The organism is Lysinibacillus sp. NPDC093190, from assembly GCF_050280425.1.
Lineage (GTDB): Bacteria > Bacillota > Bacilli > Bacillales_A > Planococcaceae > Lysinibacillus.
This window is the reverse complement of record NZ_JBNNVG010000029.1, coordinates 1-23,849: the sequence shown is the minus strand read 5'-3', so window position 1 is coordinate 23,849 and position 23,849 is coordinate 1. Positions and strand designations below refer to the sequence as shown.

Genomic DNA, 23,849 nt, shown 5'->3' with positions numbered 1-23,849 from the left:
AGAAAAACTTAATTCGGAGTATCAAAGAAATAAATCTTTACTTCATCTTTTTTTGTGGCTTGGAAAACATTAAAAATATCCGATTCAGTGAAAAGCTCAGATTTAATATTGAATTTAATTTCATTCCCTGGCTCGATTGCTGCTTTAGCTTGTGTAGAATCAAATCCAATGATGCTAACAAGTACAATACCGATTAAACAAAAATTCAGTACCCATTTCTTCATGTTATTTCCTCCTCATTTTGTAGTAATTGCAAGATAGTCGTTTCTCTATTCGTTAATGAACTATGAAAATAGATTGTCTTATGTGCATGTATTTTCTTAGAAAGTGCAATGATATCATCATAATCTGGATGCGTTTTATAAAAAAATTCCTTATGTTGATTTTCGGAAAATTGAATTCTATATTTTCCTTTATTCCAATATCCCGTAAAGATAACCATAGCTGTTGGCTTTTTGTGAAGTAGTTTCATTAATTTAGCTTCATTACGCTCAGGTACAAAATAAATGAAGTTTTCACTTTCTCTTATCTTTGTCAAACATTCTAGTTTAAACTCTTGCAAAATTGTTTTGGTAGACAATAAATTTTCAAATGACTCATAACAATTATCAAATAACGACAACAAATCATAATCTACACGTATCGCTCTTGTTGTATGCTGAAAAAGATAAGTAGCAATATCTGCTGTTTTTCCTGAGAAAGAAGATGGGAAAATGATCGGGCAGCCTGGATTTGCATTGATATATTCCGTCATTTGCTGCAATACTTCTATATTATTAATGCGCTTCTCAACATGGCCGCTATCCATAATGGCTAGATCATAAACAGTCCCGTCCTCTATCGGTAGTGTTGCTTTTAACAAATAGGAATCCACAACATAATCGCCAGAGTAAAATATCACCTCCTCAAAAAAACGAATCTTAAACCAAACGCTTCCTATTAAATGCCCACTGTAGCCCCATTGAAAGGCAAGACATTTACTAACAACTATCCACTCTCCGATTGATTCTGGTTGAAAGGTTCTTGTATGTTGAAAAGACGGTTTTAATTGCTGCGCAGTCATTTTACTCATAATGATCGGCCCTGTGTATCCCCATTGCTCAAGTAAAGGAATAGCACCTACATGATCTGTATGTGAATGGGAAATAAACACTGCATCAAGCTTTGCCACATGAGCTTGTGTTAAATTAGGAGGAGTCTTCTGTCGATTGTTCATCACTCCGCAATCGAGTAAAATAGCATGTCCATTATTTTCAATGAAAAAGCAGTTACGGCCATACTCACCAACCCCACCTAAAATTTCTACATTAAGCATCCGCATGTCCTCCCCGTTTTTGTAGCCAATCTAATAGAAACATAAAAATAACGGTCATGACGACTGTAATCACCGCTACAGCCATTCCTACACCAACATTTCCTTGTTCAAATTGACTGTAAATAAATGTTGCGCCAGTCTCTACTGAAGGAGGCAAAATGAGTAATCCAGCGACAAGCTCACGCATCGAGATAATAAACGTCATCATCATTCCAGCAAGAATCCCCTGCATTAATAATGGAATAATGATATGTCGATAAACCGCCCAGCTACTTCGCCCAAAAATAGCGGCTGATTGGAATATCGAAGAATCTAATTGTGATAAAGAGGACTTTGTATATTGCACGGAATATGGTAAAAAAAGTACACAATACGTGACTACAACCATTGTCTTTGTGTTATAGATAGTCGCTGGTAGCCACGGTGCATTCCAAAACATGATTAACCCAACTACAAAGACAATTCCAGGAATAATATTAGGCATTAAACTAAAGAAATCTAATACTTGCTGCTTTTTCGTTTCTCCCTTTTTAATGTATAAGGCAATGAACAAGCCAATAATTGCTGTAACGACAGCTGTGATTATGGAGAAAACAACACTATTTAAAAATGCTGACAATCCAGCACTTCCACTTGTAAACACTTCCTGGTAGGAAGCAAAGCTAAAATTCCCTGCCTGCAAACCATCTCCCCTTACTTTCTGCAAAGATGTCACAATAATTGAGAAGTAAGGAATACCGATTGATAACAAAATGATGATTCCCACAAAGAGCCATGAACCGAACTTGACATACCATTTATCTTCGATCTCGCGAATAGCTGGTGTTTTTCCAGATAGCACACTATATGTATATTTTCGTCCAATAAGATTTTGGAAATACCAGATAACGAGACAAACTGATAGTAAAAATAATGACAGTGATGTCGCCATACTAATATCTACTGGCCATCTTGAAAGGTAAGAGTGAATCTCCGTTGTAAATACTTGAAAGCCAATTCGACTACCAAACGTAGCAGGTGTTCCAAATTCAGCTAGCGTTTTGATGAAAATTAGCAAGCTCCCTAGAACATAGCTAGAAACTACTAAAGGCAGGACTATTTTCATCCAATTTCTCCAAGAGCTTCGTCCAAAAATTAATGCAGCATCTAGAAAGGAGCCATTGATTCTTAATAGCGTATTTTTCAGCATTAAATATAAAAAAGGAAAAAGATGCAGGCTCATAATCATGACCATTCCAAATAAAGTGAAGAACGATTCAGTCATCCAAGCAGCACTTGGAAATAGCTGTTGGAGAAAGCCATTATTTTGCATGAACAATATCCATCCCATGGAGCCAATATACGGAGGTGTCATAAATGGAATGGTTAAAATAATATCTAGCCAATCGTATTTATATAAGCTTGTTTTCGTTCTTATTAACGCCATTGGGAATGCTACAATCGTAGTCCCTAAAACAACTAAACCCCCTAATAATACAGAGTTTCCAAGCGTTTGCCACATTCTTGCATTGCCAAACATTCTGTTAATCTGCGAAACATCTAATTGCCCATCTTTCATAAACGTATAAAATGCAATGGCAATTAACGGTGCGATAGCAAACGTGACGACAAGTGTCAGTAAAAATCCAAAAGTTCGTCTGCCTTCCATAATCATTGATGATTCAATCCTTTCCTAGAAAAACTTCAAGGAGGCTAAAAAACCTCCCCTAACTACTTAACGAAAAATATCATTGAATTTAGTTAATACTTCAAGCTGCTTCGCTTCTGCACCTTTCCAATTCACGTTTAGCTGAGGAATTTCATCTAAGGCTGCACGATCCTTAACAGGTATATCTTTGTTGCCTGGTAGTAAGTAGGCATTTGCTACAAGCTTTTGCCCTTCATCTGACAGTAAAAAATCAACGTACGCTTTTGCACTTTCTACGTTTTTTGCATCCTTTAAAATACCAACAGCTCGCGGACTGACAACTGTCCCGCTTTTTGGATAAATAATTTCTACTGGCTCACCATCAGCTTTTGCTTTATAGGCCATGTAATCTACTCCTGAAATTGTGGCATTTTTGTCACCAGTAATAACAGCATCTAACGCTTCCTTATTAGCACCATTCACCTGTAAACCATTTTCCTTCCACTTCTCCATCGTAGTCCAGGCTGTTTTTTCAGCTTCTGTATATCCGAATAGGAAGTCTACAGCAGAGCCTGACAAGCTAGGATCTGGTATATTAATTTTATTTTGCCATTCAGCTTTTGCTAAATCTGTCCATTCTGCCGGAACCTGTTGCGTATTTTTCGTATTATAAGCAATTCCTAATGCTGAGGCACTGTAACCATAGTAATAACCTTCTGCATCTGACCAATCGCTATTGATTTTCTTGGTATTATCAGCGTCTTTATAGCTTTGAAGTTGATCTGTTTCCTTTAAGCCATCCATTGAAGCGACAGAGGCTAGTACGACAACGTCAGCTACAGGGTTATTTTTTTCCGCTTCTAAACGCGATAATATTTTGCCTGTTGTTCCTTGGAACATCTCTATTTTTATGCCCGTTTTCTCTTCAAATGCTTGTTGAATATTCGCTGCTAAACCATCTGGACCAGCAGAGTATACCGTTAAAGTTTGTTCTTCTTTTGCGGTTGAACTTGCTTTATCATTCTTCTCTACCTCTTTATTTCCACAGCCCGCTAATGCTAATGTTAAAAGAATCCCAGCTGTAGCAAATAGTTTTAACCCTCGTTTTTTCAATGGTAACCCTCCAATTGATATATTTGTTTTTCATCAATAAAAACTTCAAGCTGTTTGCCATGTTCTATCGGTTCTGCTTCGTAAAAGCTCCAGTGCTTACCTTCTACCTGTGCTTGCACTAAATAACGATCACCAACAAAGGTACTTTTTACAATCATCGCTTGTTTTGCAATTGTACCTGGGCGTCGTAGTCTGGAAATTCCTTCAGGTCGCACAATATAATTACCTTTATCAAACCAGTTCACTTTGCCGATAAAATCTGCTACATACGGTGTTGCTGGAGCGTGATAAATTTCTTCTGGTGTTCCTACTTGTGCAATTCTTCCTGCCTCCATCACGATAATTTGATCTGACATTGCCATTGCCTCTGTTTGATCATGTGTGACAAAAATTGCCTGACAATCTAACTCGTTAATAATATGCATGATTTCATTTTGCATTTTTTCTCTTAGTACTGCGTCGAGCGCTGATAGTGGTTCATCAAACAAAATAAGCTGTGGATTTGTCGCTAGTGCCCTCGCAAGTGCTACTCGTTGCTGCTGTCCTCCCGATAGCTCCCCTGGCTTTCGTTTTTCAAAACCCTCCATTTTCACCAATCGCATAACATGCTCCACTCGAGCCGGAATGTCTGACTTTGAAACAATATCCTTCAGGCCAAAAGCAATGTTTTGGAAAATAGTCATATGAGGCCATAATGCAAAATCTTGAAAAACCATTGCCATATTTCGCTTATTTGGTTTTACATTTTTATGGAGTTTGGATGAATAAATAATTGTGTCATCAAAACGGATTTCTCCATTTGTCGGTTGTTCAAGACCTGCCAATACTTTCAATAACGTTGTTTTACCACAGCCTGATTGTCCTAAGATGGTAATGAACTTGCTATCCAGCTCCACATTGATGGGCCATAACGCATGAGACTGTCCATATTTTTTTTCGATATTCGTTAATGAGATTTTCATCATATCCTCCTCGTTAATTACAACTATAAATTCCAGATATTTAGAAAATATTAATCTACTATTAATATCTCGTTAAAAAAAATCTAATAAACTAAAGCAAAACAAAGATTTTTTCTAATTTACTTTAGGAGGATAAAATGAATAACATGAAGTTACAGGCATTTTGCCTACTCGTAGAATTTAAAAAATTAGCTCCTGTTGCCAAAGCGCTAGGTCTTACAGCGCCGACAGTATCCTTTCATATTCGTTCCATTGAAGAGGAATATGGCATCCGTTTATTTCGGACAAATGCAGGTGGATACCGTTTAACAGAAGCGGGAGAAGGGCTCTATCATTATGCTCGCCAAATTGTACAGCTACAAAAAGACATGAATCGCTTTGTCGAAAATCTTTTGGCGGGTAATATTGGCTCCGTTCGTCTTGGCGCAAGCGGGCTACCTGCACATATTTTTATGCCGGATATTATTCATCTAGTTTCAACAGCTTACCCAGACATTCGAATATCGCTAGAAGTAAAAACAGCGCCTGAAATTGAACAAAAGGTAGCTCTTCAAGAATTAGATTTCGGGCTAATTATGGAAACAAAACAAGAAAATTCGTCTCTAATATACGAAACAATCGGCGAAGATTCCCTTGTATTAGCATTGAGTCCTACCCATGAGCTTGCAGCAAAAAAGGACATCATAAAAGCAGATGTCCTAAAAAACAAAGTATTATTGCATACATCCTCAAGTTCAACGAATCATTTTATAGAAAAATGGATGAACCCATTTCACCCATCCATTTATACGATTGAGCTAGATTCTGTCAGCACTATTAAGAAAATGCTTACTTTCGGAAAAACAATTGCATTTTTGTCAGTTGCCCTGATAGAAGATGAGTTAAAATCAGGACTTTTGATCAAAAGAGACTTACACGATGTGACACTTAATAGAAAGATTCAACTTATTTATCCTAAATCTCGTCTAGATAGCAAGATGGATGCGTTTGTAAAAACTGCAATTTATGATTTAGCCAAACAATTAAAAAAATAGCCTCTTATGACATAATTCCATAGTCGACAATAATAACATGGAATGGGGAATGTTTATCCCTATGAAGGGAGGGTTGTACTTGCTAACTGAGTTACTGACAAAAGATACTATACAACTTGCAAATTTTGTAAACACTTGGCAGGAAGCTATTCATTTAGCTGCAAGTCCACTATTAAAGCACAATAAAATCGAAAAACGCTATATTGAGTCCATGATTCATTCCATTGAAAAACACGGACCTTATGTAGTCATTACACCCAAAGTAGCAATTCCACATGCACGGCACACAGAAGGAGTCAATGAGCTAGCCATAAGCTTATTAAGCTTACAAAAACCTGTTTTTTTTGGACCAGAAAAGCCAGTTTTCTTAATTATTATCTTAGCTGCGACCGATAGTGCGTCGCATCTGCAAGCATTAGTTGACTTAACAAAGATTTTGCAAGAACCCAATCAAATAGACAGCATCATCGCCTGCCAGCATAAAGACGATATTATCAAAAAAATTCAACAATTTGTGGCAAAGGAGTAATCTTAATGAAGATTTTAGTAGTGTGCGGGAATGGCTTAGGCAGTAGTTTTATTATGGAATTGAATGTAAAAAAAGCATTAACTGAACTTGGAAAAGTTGCAGAAGTAACTCATACAGATTTAGCATCTGCCAAGACAGAGAAAGCGGATATTTATATTGGCGCAGAAGATATTGTCAATCAATTGCCCGAAGAGAGAGGTCATATCGTTAGTATTGTTAATATGATGAGTATTTCTGAAATTAAATTAAAGCTTAATCCACTGTTTTAAAGGATTGAATTTGAACTTTTTGAAATGACTAATTAAAAATTGGATAGGTGAGGTGTTAATATGTTAGATGTTATTATGAATGACATTTTAGGAACACCAGCTATATTAGTCGGCCTATTTGCTTTTGTCGGTTTATTAATACAAAAGAAGTCAGCTTCAACAGTTCTTTCTGGTACGTTAAAAACGGTTATGGGCTTTGTTATACTGGGCGCAGGTGCAACCGTTTTAATTGGTTCTTTAAATCACTTTAGTAAAATGTTTGATCATGCATTTAATGTCCAAGGAGTTATCCCAAATAATGAAGCGATTGTAGCAGCCGCTCAAACTAGTTTCGGAACAGCTACTGCTATGATTATGGTTTTCGGTATGATTATGAACATTTTATTCGCGCGATTTACGCCTTTAAAATATATATTTTTAACTGGTCATCATACATTATTTATGGCGTGTTTAATCGCAGCATCGCTTTCAGTCGGCGGTATGAGTGGCACACCTCTTATAATCGTTGGCTCTATTATTCTTGGTCTTTGTATGGTCGTATTCCCTGCCATTTTACAACCAACTGTTCGTCAAATAACAGGTAGTGATGATTTTGCAGTTGGTCATTTTGGCAGTGTTGGCTATTATGTATCTGCTAAAATTGGAAAGCTCTTTGGAAACAAAGCCAAATCAACGGAAGATATAAAAGTTCCACAATCTCTTGGTTTCTTAAGAGATACATCTGTAGCTGTGTCCTTAACTATGAGTCTGTTTTTTATTATCGTTGCCCTATTCGCAGGTCCATCCTATATTGAGTCACAGTTATCTGGCGGTTCGAATTTTATCGTCTTTGCCATTATTCAAGCTATTACCTTTGCCGCTGGTGTCTATATCATTTTGGCTGGAGTGCGAATGCTAATTGCCGAGATTATTCCTGCCTTTAAAGGTATTGCAGATAAACTTGTGCCAAACACAAAGCCTGCATTAGACTGCCCTACAATTTTTCCGTTCGCACCAAATGCAGTTATTATTGGCTTCCTATTTAGCTTTGTAGCAGGCTTAGTGTCCATGTTTATACTCCCACTCATAGGGCTAAAAGTGATTGTACCTGGGCTTGTGCCACATTTCTTCACGGGTGCGGCTGCAGGAGTATTCGGTAATGCAACTGGTGGTAGACGCGGTGCTATGGTAGGAGCATTTGCCAACGGATTAATTATTAGCTTTATCCCCGCGATTCTACTTATCTTTATGGGTGATATCGGCTACGAAGGAACTACATTTGGCGATTCAGACTTCGGCATTGTAGGAATCATTATTATAAATGTATTAAAATTATTTGGTGCAGTTTAATTCATTACCGTCGAACAGTGGGCCCGCAAACTAATTAGATGTTTGCGAGGCTTTTTTTAATTGCACAAAGAAAAGGGGTAATTTTGCAATATATATAAATATTTCACAATATCCCCCTACCTTTTTCACTATATAAATAGAGGAAATTCATTGCATAACAAACTAAATACTCAGTGATCAGAAAATATCGAGAATGATTTAAACCCATTTTCCTGTAGTAAATTGTAAATAATCTGATAGTATTTAATGGTAAAACAAAAAATCAACGTCTGACCTCTGACTTAGAATAACTTTTTGCCGATATAAATAATACATACAATTGGAGGTATTCATATTGAAAAAATTAATGATTGGCTTTTGTTTAATAGCTTTGTTATTAGCAGGCTGTTCAATTACTCAGCCGGAAAAAGCGCAAGATGACTATAAAATTGGTATCTTACTTTCGGATGCAGGGCTTGGTGATGAATCGTTTAATGACTCAGCTTTTAAAGGGCTAGAGAAAGCACGAGATGAGCTAGGTATTTTATTTGATTATAAAGAGGCGCCTGATGGCAATTACGAACAGAAGCTAGAGGAACTTGTCGCAGAAAAGTATAACGTCATTATTGGTCTTGGCTTCTCTGTACAGGAGGCATTGGAAAAGACTGCGAAGAAATATCCTGATCAACAATTCGTCCTGATTGACGGGCAATCAGATGTTGCAAATATCACTTCCATAACCTTTAAAGAGCAGGAAGGTAGCTTTTTACTTGGAATGGTTGCAGCAATGACGAGTAAAACTGGAAAAATAGGATTTATTGGTGGTGCAAATGTTCCGGTTATCCACCATTTTGAGAACGGCTTTATTGAGGGAGCTAAATATTATAATCCAAATATCGAAATTGTTAGTGAATATGCTGGCTCATTTGATGATACCGAGGCAGGTGCGGCAATCGCAGAACGTTACATAAAGAACGGCGTAGATTTTATTTATCATGCAGCGGGATTCACAGGCTTTGGTGCCATAAAGAAAGCAGAAGAAATGGGCATATATGCGGCCGGAGTTGATATTGATCAATTTTACATTGCAGAAAAAACTGTCGTAACATCGATGTTAAAAAATGTCGACCAAGCTGTTTTTAAAATGGCTAAAACATTAGATGAGGACGGAAAAATTTCCGAAAAATCGTTTTCATTCGGTTTAGCTGATAATGGAGTGGGCCTTGCGGATATACGTGTTATTAAACTTACACCTGAACAACAGGCTGCTATTGAAAAAGCAAAAGAAGATATTGTCTCGGGTAAAATAAAAGTTACTGCAGAAAAGGGGAACAGCCAGTGACACTACGAAAAAAATTATTTATGAACATACTTATTCCAATTGGACTCGCAATGGCTATGATTAGTTTTATTATCGTTCAAACATTCGATATACAAACAACTGCACAAGATGATACAGAACTATTACTGGCAGTGAAAGAACTTGAACAAAGTTTAGTTGTAGCGAGCCAATCATTAAATAACTACACTTTTTTAGATAGTGAGGCCAATAAAAATGAAGCTCTTTCAACTTTAAAAGAAACGAAAGTAAATTTAGAAAAACTCTCAACTATTGCAAAAATATCTGAACATAAGGCAATCATCAAAAAAATCGAAGGTAAATATGACGAATTAGCAAAAGCTGCTGAAGCAGGATTTCTTGCTCACAATCGTCCTGAGATAAAAAAACAAGCAATCAGAATATCCGGTATATTGAACGATATGTATCTACTAAAAAAAGAAACAAATGAATGGTATAAAGAAACGAATGATTTGGCAACGCAAAAAATTTCTTTTATTACAACATCAACAATAATAGGAAGTATCCTTCTAATTATTGCTACTATCATTTTTTCGTATGTCGCAACGAAAAGAATTACTAAACCGATTAACCGAATCGTGGATTGTGCACAATTGGTGGCTGCAGGGAATTTGACAATTGACACCTCTTCCCTCCCCTATAAGAAAGACAGTCGAAATGAAGTTGATCAACTGACTGAGAACTTTTCCAAAATGATTGTTGGGTTAAAAAGCACCGTACAATCAATTGATCATGTAGGCAAAAATGTTGGTCTATTTACAAAAGATGTCACAAGCTATATTGAAACCGTTAACGAAGGCAGTAAACAAATTGCTACATCAACGGATGAATTGGCAAAGGGAAGCCTAACTATTTCAGAAGATATCCAATCAGCGGCTATCCTGATGAATACGATGGCGGATCAATTTACTACTGTTCAGGAGACAAGTGAACAATCAGCAGTGAACGGTAACAAAGCACTTACTGCTGTTCAAAATGGTCGTAGCTCACTAGAGAAGCAATCCTCTATCGCGAAGGATATTTCATCCACTTCGATTAACATCAAAGAGGCTGTTACTCAATTCGCTCAATTCACAACAGAAATTGAAGGAGCGGCTAATGCAGTTCACGCGATTGCTGATCAAACAAATCTTTTAGCATTAAATGCTGCAATCGAAGCGGCACGTGCTGGTGAAGCCGGAAAAGGATTCGCAATTGTGGCAGAGGAAGTCAAAAAACTATCTCATGAAACAGAAAAAGCGACTAGTTTCATTTCTTCGATGGTGACACATATACAAAATGGTATTACGCTCATTCTTTCAACGGCAGAGCATGGCCATCAGCTGTCAAAAGAACAAGTACAATCGATGAACGATACAGAAAGGTCATTTGAGGCGATTGCAACTCATGTATTAGACATAAATGATCAGTTACAGCACCTTACGAAGGATATGGAGCAAACAAGCGAAATGAGCCAGCAAATGAACAGTGCCATTGAAAACATTTCAGCTATTACGGAAGAAACCGCAGCAGGAACAGAAGAAATTTCTGCTTCTACTCAAGAGCAGTTAGGATCATTCCAAAAAATTAGTGAAAAGGTTTCAGAACTTCAAGAAATGACAAATACATTGTCTGTAGAGCTAAAAAAATTCACATTATAATGATCAATGCAGTTTAGGATAAATTAATAATACAAGGTAAGAAAAACAAAATCCCGAATAACGGACATTATTCGGGGTTTTTCTTAATGAAATATTGTGGTAACAAGCCCTCCGCGTAGAAATTGCAGGGACGAAAATATAAATAAACGAAGATGTAAATACTAGAATGATTACTTATTTCAAGATAAATATTTCATTGTTAAATGGAGAACTGCTACTTCATTCCCGGTGTTTTCATAGCTATGCTTTCGATTTGCTTCAAATTGAATAGAATCAAATTCGTTTAATTCATACATTTCTTGTCCAACTTGAATCGAAATTTTCCCTTTCATTACTGTTACAAATTCGATAGCTCCTTCATGATGAGGTTCTGCCTCATATATGCTATTCGGTTGCAAACAAGCACGATGCATTTCCAATCCTGTTTCTTTTTTGTAACGAAATATCGTCTCTAATCGCCACATTTGATTTTCTTCTATAGTAAATCCTTCTCCGCAGCGTGCAACATTTACTATCTCTCCTATAACCATGAGCCGTGACAACGGAATAGATAATCCTTTTGTAATCTTCCAAATGACGCCTAATGTAGGATTCGTTTCTCCTCTCTCAATTTTTCCTAGCGTTAATTTACTAACACCCGTTTTTTTCGCTAACTCTTCTAAACTTAATTTCTGTTCATTTCGTATTTGTCGTAACAGTTGACCAACTTGCAGAATTACTTCTTTTGTTTGCATATCCTCTTGTTCTTTCATATAAACCCCACTTTCGGTATATTATAATTTACTTTTTATCTAAATAATTATATTATAATATATATTTAGAAAGGAGCGAACGAAATGCGCGCTATCTTATTAGGTATTTTATCATCTGCGTTTTTTTCAGCTACATTTATTATAAACCGAGTTATGAACGTTTCAGGAACAAGCTGGGCTTGGACTGCTTCCTTCCGATTTTTATTCGCTTTACCCATTTTATTCTTTATCGTCCTATTTCGCAAAAACCTTCGTCCACTATGGGTAGAAATGCGTAAACATCCTTTGGCATGGCTTGGTTATGGTACAATAGCCGGGGTTGGATTTTATTCCTTATTAAGCTATGCTGCTGTATTTAGTCCTGCATGGCTCGTAGCAGGTACATGGCAAATAACCATTTTAGCTGGTTTGTTATTATCTCCGTTATTTTTTATTACATTGGAGACGAAGTCAGGAGTTAAACGAGTTCGCGGTAAAATTCCCATGCGAAGCTTACTCATTTCCTTATTTATTTTAACAGGTGTCATTTGTATGCAATTAACAGAGGCTGGGGATATTACTGTTTCTCAATTTTTATCCGGGTTCCTCCCTGTAGTCATCGCTGCATTTTTATATCCTTTCGGTAATCGAAAAATGATGGAAGTCGTTGCTGGTCGCTTAGATACATTCCAACGCGTGTTAGGCATGGCAATTGGCAGCCTTCCTGTCAGTATTATATTAGCGATTTATGGTTGGACTACAACTGGCATACCAACATCAGGGCAAATGATGCAAGGTTTCTTATTAGCATTATGTTCGGGTGTTATCGCCACAATGACATTTTTCTTCGCTACTGACTTAGCGAAAAATAACTTTTCTTTGTTAGGAGCAGTGGAGGCAACACAAGCTGGAACAATGGTATTTACTGTTCTTGGTGAAATCGTTTTTTTAAACGGTTCTTGGCCTGTAGGAGTATCTTTAATCGGTATGATCATTATCATGATTGGAATGATAGCCAACAGTATTTTAAATCGCACTGTTCCTGTATCCAAACAAAGGAAAACAGCATAGTTTTACTTTCTCCAAGTAGCATTTTACATTGTGTAAAATGCTACTTATTTTTTATGTTGACATAGATTTATAGTGTAATTCAAGCTATTGCGAAATGGAAGCTAGTTTTTAAGGAAACGGTATTACTATCCATCCTAAAATGAAAATAGTTGCTATAAATATCATGATGAATATTAAAATACTTAATCCCCAAAGCCCTAACGAACGACTTTTTTTAGAAAATATTGCAATGACGCTAAAAGGAGCTGTCAGATACATTAACAAATAGAGGTTATTATTCATCATATCAATATTCGTTAATAGCGTAATATTAAGTAATAGAAGTAGGCATAAGCCACCAAAGATTCCAAACCATCCAGCTGTGACGAATCCCTTTTCAAATCGTTTTAACGTGACCAGTTCCATAATTTCACCTCACCTACTTTTAGATACCGTACAATATTATTCATTTTTTCTAATGATGCAAGGACCTCTTTTTTTGGTCCTGTTACTACAACCCCATAAGTCTTTATGCCATGTTTATTAATGTAAGCAATACGCTCTGGCAATGCTAAATTTTTCGCACTAGATATCGCTGTCGCAAGCTCTTCATGGTTCTCCATCGTCTTTAAAATATCTTTAAATACTTCTTCATTTGACGCTGAATCTCGAAATGGTGACCAAGTAGAATTATCACGTTGCACAGGATAACCAATTGGTGAAACAACGTTGCCATCTTTGCTTAAATTTGTTTTTTCTACACCGGTATCGACAGCAGCCCACAGGACATCGACATTAGGCATTGCATCTTCAACTTCTTTAACTGTCATAAGATCAAAAAATGAAATATAAGCTTCCACAACTGTTTCATCTGGTAAACCGTTAAGCACCCGCAATTCTCGACCCGTATCCATCTTTAAATTCCTGTTTTCAGGATGTATTAGCCAAGGATTAGTTTCTGTTGGGTTTTTTGGAGCTACTTTTTCTAAAAATGTTGTCACTTCTTTTTTAGATAAGCCACCAAGGAAAAAACGTAAATCATACGTGTTCGCTTTATAGTCTTCCTCTCCTATTCGCTTATATTGCTCAAAAGCAAGTTTCATTGAAAATGGCGTAAAGGACATATCAAACTCCATTTCTTCTAATGATGTATTAGGCTCTGTAACATACAACGTTTTACTTGCTACTTCCATTAATGTTGTAGACTTTGTACCGAAGGCGTAATACATTAATGTAAACATAAAACTAATTGGCACAATCAATAATATCATCGTTAAAGTTGCAAAAATCAACTTCGATTTTGACGTAAAAATTGTTCTTTTAATAGCTTTTTGAAATTTACTTTGATCTTTTATATTTGCGATTTCTGCTTTGGAGTTAGCTATTAATTTTTCATAATCATCCATATTGTTGTCTCTCCTTTTCTATTAAAATTCTCATCTTTTTTCGACCACGCAATAAATGACTTTTGAGCGTATTTAATTTTAAATCTAAAATATTTGACGCTTGCTCATAAGTACAATCGTGCAGATCACACAACATAATTGCCTGCTTTTCATAAGGCGATAGCTGATCGAGTAAAGAAATTAACGAATGGAAGGATTCCTCATTTACCGCAATGGTTTCAGGTGTCATATGTGTTGATCGTTCAAGATTATTCGTAAGGTCCACACGGTGCTCTTTTCGTATGTAATCGATATGGGTATAATAAGCTACTTTAAATAACCATGGTTTAATGTCTTGGACCGTATTAGAAAGTAATGTAATGTGCGCTTTATAAAAAGTATCCTGCATTAAATCCTCTGCTAATGTTGGGTTTTTGCTTAAGGAATATAAATACCGATAGATATCGTTTATATAGCGCAAATAAAGCTGTTCAATGTCCATCTCTTCCCACCTTTCAATCTATCCTCGTTTCATAAATAGAAAAAGTTGCACATTTTTTTTTTTTTTGTAATTTTATTCATTCGGATAGTAACTAAGTGTTTCTATCAATTATGCCTCGGCGAAATTCGGTGACATCCGCCGGAGGCTGAAACTAAAATACCTTTCAAAAATCTAATATATTGTGTAATACCTAATTGTCCATGTACATAGTTTATATTAAAACGGAATCATTACACTTTAAAAAGATAGTAACTTCAGGGAGGTAAATGTGGAACGTCTTCATATTCCTAAATATCTATTTAATTTTTGGTTCATTTTCATTTTATTTCTATTCTTTATTCAACCATTCTTAATAGCCTACTCAACATTTGAGACTATCGCTTCTTCCATTATGAATCTTAATACTATATTTATAAGTATTTTAATAGAGGCTCTCCCCTTTGTGCTAATTGGAGTCCTTATTGCAGGATTTATTCAAATCTTTATAACTGAAGATCATATTCAAAAGTGGATTCCTAAAAATAAATTTATGGCAGTTTTAATGAGTTGCATTGTTGGGGCATTATTTCCTGCATGCGAATGTGGAATAGTTCCTATTGTTAGAAGGCTGATTTCAAAAGGAGTACCTATACATGCCGCAATAGGATTTATGTTAACCGGGCCTCTTATTAATCCGATTGTTATTCTCTCTACCTATATGGCATTTGGCAATGACATAAAAATCGCAGGCCTACGAATGATTTTAGGCTTCTTCATTGCTATTATAATATCTTTAATAATTAGCTTGCTTTTTAAGGGGACACAATTTAAACCAGGGATTCAAACAGATTCATCACGTAAAGACGTAATAAAAACTTCATTCATAAAAAAGTTATTTAATATGTTAAAACACTCTATAGATGAATTCTTTGACATGGGAAAATATTTAATAATAGGGGCATTTTTAGCTGCAATTGTACAAACGTATGTGTCGACAAAAACATTAGTCGAAATAGGAAATGATGTATCCTCTTCAATAGTAGTAATGATGGGCTTAGCATTTATTTTATCACTTTGCTCTGAAGCGGAGCATTTATAGGGGCTTCTTTTAGCTCTATTTTCTCCACGCCTTCTATTCTTGCATTTTTAATTTTAGGTCCTATGATTGATCTGAAAAATACAATTATGTTGATAGGCGTATTTCGCTTTAAGTTTGTCATTTGTTTATTAATTTTAATAGCCATTGTTGTCTATTTTAGTTTATTTATACTTTCAAATTATATATAAGGGGGAAAACATGAAATTTCAATTCCAACAAGCAGTAAGAGCTATCATTTTATTAGCTTTTTTTGCCATGATTTTCAACCTACATTGGACTGGAGAAATAACAAAATTCATTAATCCAAAATACGAAAATTTAAGTAAAACAGTTGCTATTTTATTCTTACTTTTATTTTTTGTTCAATTGACAAGAATTTTTTCTTTTTCAACTAAAAAACAACATTGTCACAGTACTGAACACGCTTATTGTACTCAACACGATCACGGAGATTCACCTATTAATAAAAAAAAGGTATTTTCTTATCTAGTTATCATTACTCCATTACTTACTGGTTTCTTAATGCCTGCGAAGGTACTGGACGCTTCTATAGCTGACAAAAAAGGAGCTTCTTTAATTCTCACTAAACAATCCCAAACATCTAAAATAGAAGACTATATCACTTCAAATAGAACCGTTAACGAAAATATATATGACGAACATGCTCAAGATCCAATGTTGATGGAAGAAAGGCAGGAGGTGCCTAAAAAAGAATACGAACTTTTAAAGCAACAGCTCTCACAAAATCAAACTATTAAAATGACAGATAAGGATTACACTATTTATTATGAGGATATTAATAAAGATTTATCAAAATATCTAGGAAAAAAGATACAATTGAAAGGTTTTGTTTTAAATGAAGATAGCTTTCCTCAGAATCAATTGGTTATTTCAAGATTTCTCATTACTCACTGTATTGCTGACGCAAGTATAGTAGGCTTTCTAGCAGAATTTCCAAAAAGTCATACTCTAGATGACGATACGTGGATTGAAGTAATTGGAACAATCGATATTACAACATACAATGGTGAAAGTTTACCCGTTATTAAAGTGGATAATTGGGTAAAAATAGAAGAGCCTGAAAAACCTTATCTATATCCAATTGATATTCTCATAAGCTTTTAAACATATTATTAAGAAAAGGCAACGAGGGAGATCACCTTCATTGCCTTTTGCTACATATGATAGATTTAAATATTCCGACTCATTCGAAGATGCGGACTTTTTTGTTTATTGTACACCAATATAGAATGCAATAATTAAACCGATTAAAGCAATAACCATCCAAATCAAAATTAGTTTCCAAACGAATTTTACCCATTTTTCGTATGGAATACCTGCAATACCGAGGTAGCCCATAAGTGCTGCCGAAGTCGGAATAATTGAATTACTAATTGCGTCTCCATATTGGAAGGCAAGAACAGCTAATTGACGTGACATGCCGAGAATATCCGCCAACGGAACCATGATTGGCATCGTTGTTGCAGCTTGGCCACTTCCAGATGGAATAAAGAAGTTAGTAAAAGTTTGTGCAATGTACATTCCTATGACACCAAATACAGGCGGCAATTGGCTAATAACATGTGATAACCCATAAACAACCGAATCTATAATTGCCCCGTTATCCATTATAACTAAAATTGTACGAGCGAACCCTACTATTAATGCACCAAATGCAACAAGTTTCATCCCTTCAACAAACGCAGCGAATGTTTTATTGACACCTAATTTTCCAACAATCCCTGCTAAAAATCCAATAATCATAAATGATGCGGCTAACTCGTTCAAAAACCAATCCTGCTTGATTACCCCGTACATATTAACGCCAATTCCGCCGAAAAGAATAACTAATACAAGTCTTCGATTCCAAGTAAATTCAGGAATTTGGTTATCATCTGTACGTACAGTACGATCAATTTTTTCTCCATATAGGACAGAAGCTTTAGGATCAGCCTTTACTTTTGCCGCGTATCGCATTACATAAAAAATTGCCGCTGCTAAAATAAAGACATACACACAAGAACGGAATAAGAATCCTGAGAATAGTGGTATTTCTGCAATCCCTTGTGCAACCCCTACTGTAAATGGGTTTAACATACCACCGATGAATCCACTTGCTGCACCCAGTGTAATCATTGCGGTACCAACAATGGCATCATAGCCAAGTGCAATTGCGATACCAATACCAATCGGTACAAAAATAATGTTCTCTTCTGATGTCCCTGTCGTAAAACCAAGAATTGAAAAGATAATCATAATTAAAGGTATAAGTAATTTATCTTTTGATTTTAATTTTGATACAACTACATTAATCCCAGCATCAATGGCCCCTGTTGTTTTTATAATCCCAAATGCTCCTCCAAGTAGGAAAATGTAGAAAATTATTTGTGATCCAGCTTGCATCCCTGCAGGAATCGAAGTAAATAATTCGAATAACCCGACTGGATTCTGCTCTACCGAATGGTAACTACCATCGACTACGTATAGCTTGCCATAAATCTCTTCTTTGTCATATTTACCAGCTGGTATAATATAAGTTCCGATTGCAGCAATAAGTATTATTATAAATATAATTGCATATGTATGCGGTACTTTTATCATTTTTTTCATAAACAAATCTCCTCCCTTTTTATGCAAATAATTATACTATACAACAAAATAACACAGATTCGTATATAGTTTTGCTCAAAAAAACATTAAAATCATTTAAATGTCGCGATTTCAAAAGTTGAAAATATATCAATTATAAAAAGGTATTATATTTTTCTATAGAAATATATACAAAAAATATTAATTTTATAGGATGTTGAAAAAATTAAAAAAATCGAAAGAAACAATTATTACTTATTGTAAAAATGGAAGATGAAAGAAATCTAAAAGTGTAATTAGAACGAACCAATCAAAATATGCTTCAATATTTACACAGTCGAGAATATAAAAAAGAGGAGGTGATTCCGTGACATCCGCCGGGGCTTTAAGCCAACAGATGTAGCTGACGTTGCACTTTCGCTACGAAAACATTTGTAGCTGACGTTGCACTTTCGCTACGAAAACATTTGCTGAAAGAAGTTAAATTGGAGAATAGAAAGTTCCGAAGATCATATTTGTATCTCAGCTAATATTCTCATAATCTTTTAACATAATATTAAGAGAAGGTAACGAGGGTTTACCTTCATTGCCTTTTACCTTATTTATTCTCTATCAAAAAAAACAAATTTTCTGTACATTCACAACAGATGTATCAACAATAATGATTTGGATTAATATAAACACCTTAATATAATCACCTACTACCTAGATAATTATTTCCCATCCAGTTGCCCTTTTGCTCGTTCAATCATCTTTCGTTTTTGAATTTTCTCTTGTGTTAGTTGTAAAGAGTGTTTTAGCGTCTGTGTCCTCTTAGCTTGTTGAAGTGCAATGATAATAGCTGGAATTAAGCTAGCTTCAGAAACGGGTTTAACTAGATACCCCATAATATTATCTTGCCTAGACTTTTCTATAAATTCTTTTTGGCTATATGCAGTAATCAACAATACTGGTATATCTAGCTGACGACCAATAACCTCGCTTGCTTTTAAACCATTTAGTTTTGGCATTTCTATATCCATTAACACCAAATCCGGTTTTAACTTAAAAGCGAGTTCAATCGCTCGATCCCCATCTCCTGCTTCCCCGATTACCTCATAGCCGTTATGTCGAAGCATCATTTTTAAGTCCATGCTAATAATTGGTTCGTCCTCAGCAATCAGAATCCGCTTTTTCATAAAACATCACAACCTTTCTGGACAGAAGGAATATTACATATATCAATTATGCCTCGGCATAGTTGTAGCTGTCGCTTTGCTTTCGCTACAGAAAATATTTGCCGCTATCGCACAGATAAATTGCCACAGGACGTGGCGTTCTTAGACTGAGTTCCTCTATTTCAGCGGATGTCTTTTGTACGAAAGCGTAGCGACAGGTACGGATGTTTGGACACCCACTGAAAAGTAACTTTACCCCGCATTCATCTCACCACCTACAGTGGTGAGAGACTTCAGCTGAAAGAAGTTAAATTCCTTTGTTGAGCAAAAGTAACTCCTGTACACTTTGCATGAAGCATTTGTTCGATTAAATCGGATAGATAGGCACCAGCTTCAACTGAAGTCAATCCATCTTTATGGATATTTGAAATGACCGTCCGATCAGCTTCAACTGTTTTTTCAGTAGGCCTATAAATCATGTATGCGCTCAAGCTTTCATCTGTATTTAGACCTGGCCTTTCACCAATCAATGAAATGACAAGGTCACAATTAACAATAGCAGCTACTTCGTCTTGCACCCATACACGCCCTCGCTTAATAAAAAACGGCTTTGCGACACTTATATTTTTTAATTTTAGCCCTTGTATTAAAGCAGGCAGTAAATCAACTACATTTGCTTCTACCGCAGAGGAGCTCAATCCATCACAAACAATAATTTGAACATCTTTGCCCTTATCCCCGTTCTTTTCAAGATACTTAATAGATTCATCCGATAACTTTCGACCAGCATCTAAATCCATTAAGTAAGTTTTCATATCACTAGCTTTCGTCTCCAGCTTATGCAACCCCATATTCTGAAGAAAATTATCACTTACATCTCTTAATACAGCATCCTGTGCAGCTGCATGATCAATTAAAAATTGTAAATAGCTTGTCGTCAACATACGAGTTCCAGTTCGACCAATACCGATACGGGCAGGTGTAATACTTTGTGCTCGTTCTATAGATGCAGCATTATGCGGCTTGTCTACCCCTTTTATACGTTCTTCCGGAAAATATATGATTTCTTCTTTATTTTGATCGGTAGCGTTTTTTGGTGAATTCATGTTTTTCTTCACTTCTTCTACTACTCTTTGAACAATCTCCTGAATATCCATTTTGCTCCTCCCTCCTCAATCAAAAATTGATAAGTCTCCTGCACGTTTTGTCAACTTTCCATTTTCCATTAGGCCCATATTCTCTAACCATTTTTCAAATTCCCGAAGAGGTCGTAAGCCCAAGATCTCACGCAAACTAGCGTCATCGTGATAGCTTGTATCTTGATAATTCAGCATGACATCATCTCCACCCGGTACTCCCATGTAAAAATTCGCTCCTGCTACTGCCGTTATGATACCGGCAACTTCCTGATCATTTTGATCGGCATCCATATGATTTGTATAAGTCGGAGCAATACCCATTGGCAAGCCATGTAATTTCCCCATAAATCCATCTTCAAGATCCGCTCTAATTAATTGGCGTCCATCATAAAGTGTCTCCGGTCCAATAAAGCCAGAAACGGTATTCACCATGAAAGGCTTCCAGTGACGTGCATAACCGTAGCTTCTTGATTCAAGGGTTTGCATATCTACCCCAAAATCAGCATTTAAAGATACCTCCGAACCTTGTCCTGTTTCAAAATACATAAAGTTTGGACCTGCAGAAGTACCATATCGAGCCATCATCTCATAGCCCTCATCAAGAATTTTTTTAGATATACCGAACGCTTCATTCCCTTTTTGTGTACCTGCTAAACTTTGAAACATAAGAGCGATAGGTGCCCCCTGCTTTAAAGCTTCCATTTGTGTTGTTATATGGGCCAAAACACAATTTTGAGTTGGAATTTGCCATTTCTCAATAAATTCATGAGAAAGTGTTAAAAGTTTTTTGACCGATTCAATCGTATCCACATTCGGATTTATTCCGATTACGGCATCACCTGCTCCGAAGGACAACCCTTCCTTTATTGAATACAAAATGCCTTCTGGAACATCATTTGGATGGTTGGGCTGACAACGAAATGCTAAGCGACCTGGCTCTCCAATTGTAGTATTACAATGTGCTTGATATTTCATTTTCTGTGAAGCAAGAACAAGATCAATGCTTGACATCAGCTTGGCAACCGCTGAAATCATTTCACTTGTTAGCCCCCTTGAAAGTTTCAATAATTGATCTCTACCTGTATCTGATGACAAAATATAATTTCTCAGTTCACCGACAGTCCAACTTTGAATATCTTTGTAAATCGTGTCGCTAATATCATCATAAATCAAGCGTGTTACTTCATCGATCTCATACGGAATAACCGGATTCTCATAAATTTCTTTCAGCTGCATCTCGCTAAGTACTACTTTTGCTGCCATGCGCTCAAGCGATGATTCCGCTGCTACCCGCGCCATCACATCCCCAGATTTCGCTTCACTCGCTTTTGCAAGTACCTCCCTTACCGACGAAAACGTATAATGAGTTCCTTTTACTACACAAGACAATTTCATCATTTAACACCCCTCTTTATATGCTAAAAATTGCAATCAAACGAAAAAAAAAGCGCTTTCACTTATCCCTGAAGAAATTTTCTTCGGGCGTGAAAGGCGCCTTTGCCTCAGTTATTATTTTAATTCATTCTACACTACTAGCAAATATTTTGTAAATAGTTCGAAAACAATAACAACATCAATTAAAAATGATATTTATTTTAAAATATACAATTCCTCGAGATTTAAAAAACTTGTAACTGTTTAACTAAAGCTTTAATTAGGAGACCTAGTGTCATTTAGTATTAACTACGGTAGATACTATCGGAAAGGTTATTGAAACTTTTGTCCCTTCCTCAGAAATAGGGAATGAAAAAACTCCTTGTAGCTTCTCTTCAACTAACATTTCTACAAGCTGTAATCCTAAAGATGATATATCGCCTAAAGAAAAAGAATCACCAATTCCACATCCATCATCCGTTACTGTAATCGTAACCATTTGCTTTCGTTGCCTCAAATTTATAGCAATTTTCCCGTAATTTCGTGAAAGAAAGGCATGCTTAATGCTATTTTGAACTAACTCATTAACAATTAGTGCTACGGCTGTTGCTTGATCTGAAGGACAGCATACAGATTCCCCTTCTACAGACACAGTAATATGTTGACTTGGAATAATGGACGAGGAAACTAACAAAGTAGAAATTTGTTGTATTAAAAGTTTAATATCTGCTTCATCAATTCCACGCTGAGCCAAATAATCATGCACTAAAGCCATACTAGATATACGAGATATACTGTCATGAAATACCTCAGCCACTTCTTCCGAGTGAGTGCTTTGCATTTGTAACCGTAGCAAACTTGAAATAACCTGTAAATTATTTTTAACGCGATGATGAATTTCCTGAACGACAATGGCTTGAAATACACGTTGCTTGTCTTCACTATTAGTCGCTTTCATAAGCTGCTCTATATTTCTCTCATTCTGTACTACCTGTGAGATATCTCTTTCCTTAATTAATACTGCAATAGTATCCCCAAACTGGTCATTTATAGGAACAATATCTTGTTGCATGATTCCGCGCTCTTCCGTAATGCCTCTTGATCCAAAAAGTGGTTTTCCGGTTTTTAAACTAAATAAAACACCCGGCTCCATTTCTTCATATGCAATTTGCCCTAACATACTATTTTTATACAAAGATACTATAGTAGTAGGCTTTGCCTCAGCTACAATTAAAGAGGCGTTATCTTCTTCCAAAAGACAATCTATAAAAATATCTGCTTGAGAAAGGTCAGCTATTATTTGAAGGTTTTGGGCTACACTTAAAATAATTTCACACTGTTCACTTGATAAATTTGTCAATCGTTCTAAATCTAAAATTCCCACCATGATATGCACTCCCCTCTCCCTAGTTTTCCAAACACTATAGCAAAAATAAAAATTGTGTTCAATGTGATGCAATCAAATTATCGAATTTTCAAAATAAAACATTCACATAGTTTATAGTACTTTATCGTTGTTGCAGTTAATAATATAAAATTTAAGACAAGGTTTACCCCATAAGGTGTAAACAAAAAACCTGCTATCCTTAGATGAGGGCACTGAAAAACTTACGTTTTCATAAAAGCGAACCTTTCTCAGATAAAAATAAGGCACTTCTTGTTCGATTTTGAACAGGAAGTGCCTTAT

The 23,849-nt window shown here is 35.9% G+C and carries 22 protein-coding genes and 1 pseudogene; 9 read left to right on the top strand and 14 right to left on the bottom strand.

The genetic code is table 11. The features are described from left to right. Window positions 1–8: 8 nt before the first annotated feature. From ACQKOF_RS19630 to ACQKOF_RS19610, 5 genes are read right to left on the bottom strand one after another with little or no spacing between them, the layout of a single operon-like run. A complete protein-coding gene (locus ACQKOF_RS19630) occupies window positions 9–224 on the bottom strand; it encodes a hypothetical protein (protein WP_427560657.1) in 216 nt (71 codons plus the stop codon). Next, window positions 221–1,315: an MBL fold metallo-hydrolase gene (locus ACQKOF_RS19625; protein WP_427560655.1), complete on the bottom strand. Its 1,095-nt coding sequence runs from the start codon at window positions 1,313–1,315 to the stop codon at window positions 221–223. Before ACQKOF_RS19625 ends, ACQKOF_RS19630 begins: the two co-directional genes overlap by 4 nt. Beyond that, complete coding sequence (locus ACQKOF_RS19620; protein WP_427560652.1) at window positions 1,308–2,969, bottom strand: ABC transporter permease; 1,662 nt, start codon at window positions 2,967–2,969, stop codon at window positions 1,308–1,310. The genes ACQKOF_RS19625 and ACQKOF_RS19620 overlap by 8 nt, the downstream gene beginning before the upstream one ends. A gap of 60 nt (window positions 2,970–3,029) precedes the next feature. Continuing rightward, a complete protein-coding gene (locus ACQKOF_RS19615; RefSeq protein WP_427560649.1) occupies window positions 3,030–4,055 on the bottom strand; it encodes an ABC transporter substrate-binding protein in 1,026 nt (341 codons plus the stop codon). Then, window positions 4,052–5,017 carry an ABC transporter ATP-binding protein gene (locus tag ACQKOF_RS19610; protein ID WP_427560646.1) on the bottom strand — a complete coding sequence of 322 codons (966 nt, stop codon included), beginning with the start codon at window positions 5,015–5,017 and terminating at the stop codon, window positions 4,052–4,054. The genes ACQKOF_RS19615 and ACQKOF_RS19610 overlap by 4 nt, the downstream gene beginning before the upstream one ends. Window positions 5,018–5,154: 137 nt before the next feature. Between ACQKOF_RS19610 and ACQKOF_RS19605 the strand changes: the two genes are divergently transcribed. The 6 genes from ACQKOF_RS19605 (at window position 5,155) to ACQKOF_RS19580 (ending at window position 11,157) form a co-directional block, all read left to right on the top strand. Further along, on the top strand, window positions 5,155–6,051 hold the full coding sequence (locus ACQKOF_RS19605; RefSeq protein ID WP_427560643.1) for a LysR family transcriptional regulator: 897 nt from the start codon (window positions 5,155–5,157) through the stop codon (window positions 6,049–6,051). Between the two features lie 79 nt (window positions 6,052–6,130). Then, window positions 6,131–6,580 (top strand): PTS sugar transporter subunit IIA, encoded by a 450-nt coding sequence (locus ACQKOF_RS19600; protein WP_427560640.1) that lies wholly within the window; start codon window positions 6,131–6,133, stop codon window positions 6,578–6,580. 5 nt (window positions 6,581–6,585) lie between these two features. Then, window positions 6,586–6,849 carry a PTS sugar transporter subunit IIB gene (locus ACQKOF_RS19595; protein ID WP_427560637.1) on the top strand — a complete coding sequence of 88 codons (264 nt, stop codon included), beginning with the start codon at window positions 6,586–6,588 and terminating at the stop codon, window positions 6,847–6,849. Between the two features lie 60 nt (window positions 6,850–6,909). Next, window positions 6,910–8,178, top strand: a complete 1,269-nt coding sequence (locus ACQKOF_RS19590) for a PTS ascorbate transporter subunit IIC (RefSeq protein ID WP_427560635.1) — start codon at window positions 6,910–6,912, stop codon at window positions 8,176–8,178. 334 nt (window positions 8,179–8,512) lie between these two features. Beyond that, window positions 8,513–9,499, top strand: coding sequence for a BMP family lipoprotein (locus ACQKOF_RS19585; protein ID WP_427560632.1), 987 nt, complete (start codon window positions 8,513–8,515; stop codon window positions 9,497–9,499). Beyond that, the gene (locus tag ACQKOF_RS19580) at window positions 9,496–11,157 is read left to right on the top strand and encodes a methyl-accepting chemotaxis protein (RefSeq protein WP_427560629.1); all 1,662 of its coding nucleotides are present in this window, start codon (window positions 9,496–9,498) and stop codon (window positions 11,155–11,157) included. Before ACQKOF_RS19585 ends, ACQKOF_RS19580 begins: the two co-directional genes overlap by 4 nt. A 179-nt stretch (window positions 11,158–11,336) precedes the next feature. Here ACQKOF_RS19580 and ACQKOF_RS19575 read toward each other — a convergent pair whose 3' ends face one another. Next, window positions 11,337–11,909: a helix-turn-helix domain-containing protein gene (locus ACQKOF_RS19575; RefSeq protein WP_427560626.1), complete on the bottom strand. Its 573-nt coding sequence runs from the start codon at window positions 11,907–11,909 to the stop codon at window positions 11,337–11,339. 84 nt (window positions 11,910–11,993) lie between these two features. Here ACQKOF_RS19575 and ACQKOF_RS19570 point away from each other — a divergent pair, with 84 nt between their 5' ends. Beyond that, window positions 11,994–12,959 (top strand): DMT family transporter, encoded by a 966-nt coding sequence (locus tag ACQKOF_RS19570; RefSeq protein ID WP_427560624.1) that lies wholly within the window; start codon window positions 11,994–11,996, stop codon window positions 12,957–12,959. A 108-nt stretch (window positions 12,960–13,067) separates the two neighbouring features. Here ACQKOF_RS19570 and ACQKOF_RS19565 read toward each other — a convergent pair whose 3' ends face one another. From ACQKOF_RS19565 to ACQKOF_RS19555, 3 genes are read right to left on the bottom strand one after another with little or no spacing between them, the layout of a single operon-like run. Beyond that, on the bottom strand, window positions 13,068–13,364 hold the full coding sequence (locus ACQKOF_RS19565; protein WP_427560621.1) for a hypothetical protein: 297 nt from the start codon (window positions 13,362–13,364) through the stop codon (window positions 13,068–13,070). Continuing rightward, complete coding sequence (locus ACQKOF_RS19560) at window positions 13,346–14,344, bottom strand: anti sigma factor C-terminal domain-containing protein (RefSeq protein WP_427560618.1); 999 nt, start codon at window positions 14,342–14,344, stop codon at window positions 13,346–13,348. Before ACQKOF_RS19560 ends, ACQKOF_RS19565 begins: the two co-directional genes overlap by 19 nt. Beyond that, window positions 14,337–14,825, bottom strand: coding sequence for a sigma-70 family RNA polymerase sigma factor (locus tag ACQKOF_RS19555; RefSeq protein WP_427560615.1), 489 nt, complete (start codon window positions 14,823–14,825; stop codon window positions 14,337–14,339). Before ACQKOF_RS19555 ends, ACQKOF_RS19560 begins: the two co-directional genes overlap by 8 nt. Before the next feature lie 319 nt (window positions 14,826–15,144). Here ACQKOF_RS19555 and ACQKOF_RS19550 point away from each other — a divergent pair. Continuing rightward, window positions 15,145–16,091 (top strand): annotated as a pseudogene (locus ACQKOF_RS19550) (permease). Window positions 16,092–16,101: 10 nt separating this feature from the next. Next, window positions 16,102–17,028: a TIGR03943 family putative permease subunit gene (locus ACQKOF_RS19545; protein ID WP_427560612.1), complete on the top strand. Its 927-nt coding sequence runs from the start codon at window positions 16,102–16,104 to the stop codon at window positions 17,026–17,028. A 105-nt stretch (window positions 17,029–17,133) separates the two neighbouring features. On the opposite strand, the gene ACQKOF_RS19540 is transcribed toward ACQKOF_RS19545, so the two are convergent. The 5 genes from ACQKOF_RS19540 to ACQKOF_RS19520 form a co-directional block, all read right to left on the bottom strand. Then, window positions 17,134–18,513, bottom strand: coding sequence for a YfcC family protein (locus tag ACQKOF_RS19540; protein ID WP_427560609.1), 1,380 nt, complete (start codon window positions 18,511–18,513; stop codon window positions 17,134–17,136). A gap of 692 nt (window positions 18,514–19,205) precedes the next feature. Continuing rightward, entirely contained in the window at window positions 19,206–19,670 is a 465-nt protein-coding gene (locus ACQKOF_RS19535) for an ANTAR domain-containing response regulator (RefSeq protein WP_427560606.1), read from the bottom strand. 272 nt (window positions 19,671–19,942) lie between these two features. Beyond that, on the bottom strand, window positions 19,943–20,806 hold the full coding sequence (gene eutC, locus ACQKOF_RS19530) for an ethanolamine ammonia-lyase subunit EutC (RefSeq protein ID WP_427560604.1): 864 nt from the start codon (window positions 20,804–20,806) through the stop codon (window positions 19,943–19,945). A 15-nt stretch (window positions 20,807–20,821) separates the two neighbouring features. Further along, on the bottom strand, window positions 20,822–22,183 hold the full coding sequence (locus tag ACQKOF_RS19525; protein WP_427560796.1) for an ethanolamine ammonia-lyase subunit EutB: 1,362 nt from the start codon (window positions 22,181–22,183) through the stop codon (window positions 20,822–20,824). Window positions 22,184–22,457: 274 nt separating this feature from the next. Further along, window positions 22,458–23,549: a sensor histidine kinase gene (locus ACQKOF_RS19520; RefSeq protein ID WP_427560601.1), complete on the bottom strand. Its 1,092-nt coding sequence runs from the start codon at window positions 23,547–23,549 to the stop codon at window positions 22,458–22,460. Between the last annotated feature and the right edge of the window lie 300 nt (window positions 23,550–23,849).